The sequence below is a fragment of the Dyella sp. genome, assembly GCF_035503745.1.
Lineage (GTDB): Bacteria > Pseudomonadota > Gammaproteobacteria > Xanthomonadales > Rhodanobacteraceae > Dyella_B.
The window spans coordinates 1-3,448 of the sequence record NZ_DATJTC010000040.1 but is presented as its reverse complement, the minus strand read 5'-3'; the positions used below and the strand labels follow the sequence as shown (position 1 = coordinate 3,448).

4 protein-coding genes and 1 tRNA gene are annotated in these 3,448 nt (G+C 65.7%); 3 read left to right on the top strand and 2 right to left on the bottom strand.

Annotated features, from left to right (window positions below; all coding sequences use genetic code 11):
* Positions 1-328: 328 nt before the first annotated feature.
* Together coq7 and VME63_RS15640 are read right to left on the bottom strand one after the other, a co-directional pair.
* Positions 329-982 (bottom strand): 2-polyprenyl-3-methyl-6-methoxy-1,4-benzoquinone monooxygenase, encoded by a 654-nt coding sequence (gene coq7 / locus VME63_RS15645; protein WP_325434284.1) that lies wholly within the window; start codon positions 980-982, stop codon positions 329-331.
* A complete protein-coding gene (locus VME63_RS15640; RefSeq protein WP_325434283.1) occupies positions 982-2,181 on the bottom strand; it encodes a (Fe-S)-binding protein in 1,200 nt (399 codons plus the stop codon). The genes coq7 and VME63_RS15640 overlap by 1 nt, the downstream gene beginning before the upstream one ends.
* 125 nt (positions 2,182-2,306) lie before the next feature.
* Between VME63_RS15640 and rplM the strand changes: the two genes are divergently transcribed.
* The 3 genes from rplM (at position 2,307) to VME63_RS15625 (ending at position 3,278) form a co-directional block, all read left to right on the top strand.
* Positions 2,307-2,735: a 50S ribosomal protein L13 gene (gene rplM / locus VME63_RS15635; RefSeq protein WP_204683233.1), complete on the top strand. Its 429-nt coding sequence runs from the start codon at positions 2,307-2,309 to the stop codon at positions 2,733-2,735.
* Positions 2,736-2,744: 9 nt separating this feature from the next.
* Positions 2,745-3,137 (top strand): 30S ribosomal protein S9, encoded by a 393-nt coding sequence (gene rpsI / locus VME63_RS15630; RefSeq protein ID WP_325434282.1) that lies wholly within the window; start codon positions 2,745-2,747, stop codon positions 3,135-3,137.
* A gap of 67 nt (positions 3,138-3,204) precedes the next feature.
* Positions 3,205-3,278 (top strand) — tRNA-Gln (locus tag VME63_RS15625).
* The last annotated feature ends 170 nt before the right edge of the window (positions 3,279-3,448 follow it).

Sequence of the window (3,448 nt, the reverse complement as noted above, 5' to 3'; positions counted from 1 at the left end):
AACAGGTGGTCCTGGGGAACCAGCATCTCGAGTGTCACCATCTCCAGATGCTGTTGGGCCGGCGTCGGTATCTTCAGCATGGCCCATTAAACGACAAACCCCAACGCGATGGTTGGGGTTTGTCAGCAGTCTGAGCCCGCCTCCATGGCGGGCTTTTTCATCGCGCATACAAAGCGGCGCACGCATTGCGTTTGCTCCTTTCCTCTTTGAGCTACTCGGCCTGGCGGAGCGAGCGCAGGGCCGGGCGAGGTGCCTGGGGCTGGGATGCCAAGACGCACTGACGCGTGCTTCCGGGCGGCATCGCACCGGCAGTAAAACAGGCGCCGCATCAAATCCGGTACGCCACCGTCTTCATCACCATCGAACTTGCATGCATCAACTGCGGCACCGGGAACGGCAGCGCCACCCCGCCGCGCTCGCGTGCGTCGTGCGCATGCCGTACTTCATCGTCCTGCATCTGATGCAGCACCGCGCGCGATCGTTGGTCTTGGGCCGGCAGCCGGTCCAGGTGATCGGCCAGATGCGCTTCCACCTGTTTTTCCGTCTCCACCACAAACCCCAGGCTGATCGCGTCGCCGGCCAGCGCGGCCAGCGCGCCGATCGCATAGCTGCCTGCATACCACAGCGCGTTGAGACGGCTGGGGTGGCTTTCCAGCTCCTGCAGGCGTTCGGCGCACCAGGCCAGGTGATCGGTTTCCTCGGCGGCCGCATGCTGCAGGTGCGCACGATTTTCGTCGTTGCGCGCCAGCACCGCCTGGCCGTCATACAGGGCCTGCGCGCAGACCTCGCCGGTGTGATTGATGCGCATCAGGCCCGCGGCGTGGCGGCGCTCGGCGTCGTCGAGTTCGGTCTCGGCCATGCCGTGCGCGGGCGATACACGGCGCGCCTGGGGCGAACCGGCCACGGTTTCCATGGCGCGCTCGATCCCGGCAAGCAGGCGGTCGAGCGGCGAAAGCGAGCGAACGTTTGCGGTGGTGTCCATCAAGGTTCCCATTGCTGTGCGAGCAGGGTCAGCGGATGCATGGTTGGAAGCGTCGAGGCCTGTCCCGCGAGCCCCGCCGCCAGATGAAGCCGGCAGCCGATATTGGACGACAGAAGCCGTTGCACATCCAGCGTGTGGATGCTCGACAGCATATCCTCGCGCAGCAGCGAGGCGCGCGCGGGAAATTGCAACACGTGACTGCCCGCCGCGCCACAGCAATACGGCGGCGCGGGCACGCGTTGGACGTTCAGCTCGGGCACCCGTTGCAACAGTTTCATCAGCGCCGCATCGCTGCGCGCCACGTTCGACTGCGTGCACGGCACGTGCACCGCGACGCGCAGCGCCAGCGGGCGAAAGCGCAACCGTTCGATATGTTCGGCCAGCAGGCCATACGGATCGTCCACGCGTACGCCGGGCAGGGCGTGGCGCAAGGTTCCAAGACAACCGGGCGTGACCGTCACCAGATGATCGGCCCCGGCGGCCCGCCAGGCCTGCTGCACGCGTGCGGCCGATGCGGCGGCGCCGGCTGCATCGCCATCGTGCGCATCCAGCGCGCCGCAGCAGAAAGCCGGCATGCGCACGACGCGGAAACCGGCGGCGCCTAGCAGCGTTTGGGCGGCGCGCTCGGCTTCGGCGTCCTGGACGCTGGCGGCGCAACCGGGGAAAAGCGCCACCGTAGCCATCGGCTGGGCGGGGGTCGGGGCCTCCCTTGTCGCCGCGCGCTCCTCTCCTTTGAGGGCCAGCAACGATAGCGCCGCCCGCCCGGCCGATCCGGCGCGGAAGCCGGGCAGGGCCGGCAGCCAGTACGTCGCGCCCGTCCAGCGGGCCAGCCGCCGCAGCCAGCGGCTCAGCGCCGGACGCTTCACCAGCGCGAGCAGCCATCCCGGACGGCTTGGCGCCGGGCCCAGCAGGGCACGCGTCTCCACCAGCAGCTCTTCGTACTGGACGCCCGCCGGGCATACCCGCTGGCAATTGAGACAGCCAAGGCAATGGTCCAGCGGCTCGCGCAGCGCCGGGGACGGCGCAACCTGGCCCCGCGCCAGCGCGGCCGCAATGGCAATGCGCCCGCGGGGCGACTCGGCCTCGTTACCGTCGAGGCCGTAAGTGGGGCAAACCGGCAGGCACAGGCCGCATTGCACGCACTGGTCCGCCAGCACGGCAATGCGGTGTTGGGGCTTCTCAAAGGGCATGGCAATCATGTTATCATTGCCGACTCGCAGCCCACCGTGGGCTTGCGCGGCAGATGAAAGCTTCGCTATCATCTCGCGCCTTTGTTCCATCGATTCCGCTTACCGCCCCTGTGGCGGCAGACAGGTATTCCGAAATGAAAACGTTCAGCGCCAAGCCGGAAAGCGTCAAGCGCGACTGGTACGTGGTTGACGCCACGGACAAGACCCTCGGTCGTCTCTCGACCGAAATCGCGCGTCGCCTCCGTGGCAAGCACAAGCCCGAGTTCACCCCGCACGTCGATACCGGCGACTACATCGTCGTGATCAACGCCGAGAAGGTGGCTGTCACCGGCGCCAAGCTGGACGACAAGATGTACCACCGTTTCACCGGTTACGTCGGCAACCTCAAGACCACCAGTCTGAAAGACATGCTGGCCACCCATCCCGAGCGCGTCATCGAGATCGCCGTGAAGGGCATGCTGCCGAAGAACCCGCTGGGCCGCGCCATGTACCGCAAGCTCAAGGTTTACGGTGGCGCCGAACATCCGCACACCGCACAGCAGCCGCAGGCGCTGGAAATCTAAGGAAGCAACATGGCGATTCAGCAGAATTACGGCACCGGCCGCCGCAAGACCTCCGCCGCCCGCGTGTTCCTGCGCAAGGGCACCGGCGCGATCGAAGTCAACGGCAAGACCCTTGATCAGTTCTTCGGCCGCGAAACCTCGCGCATGATCGTGCGCCAGCCGCTCGAACTGACCCAGAGCGCCGACAAGTTCGACATCAAGGTCACCGTTTCCGGTGGCGGCATCACCGGCCAGGCCGGCGCCATCCGCCTCGGCATCGCCCGCGCCCTGATCGAGTACGACGAAAGCCTCAAGACCCAACTGCGCAAGGCCGGCTTCGTGACCCGCGACGCCCGTGAAGTCGAGCGTAAGAAGGTCGGTTTGCACAAGGCCCGCCGCGCCACCCAGTTCTCGAAGCGCTAATCCTCGCAAGAGGCAACGCTTCGACCGGCCGGTGCATCAAGTCAGAGCGCACCGCCCGGCAAGGTATTGGGAGATCGTCTAACGGTAGGACAACGGACTCTGACTCCGTTTATCTAGGTTCGAATCCTAGTCTCCCAGCCAGTTCAAAAGGCCCTGATTTTTCAGGGCCTTCAGACTGCTGACAAACCCCAACCATCGCGTTGGGGTTTGTCGTTTAATGGGCCATGCTGAAGATACCGACGCCGGCCCAACAGCATCTGGAGATGGTGACACTCGAGATGCTGGTTCCCCAGGACCACCTGTTGCGCAAG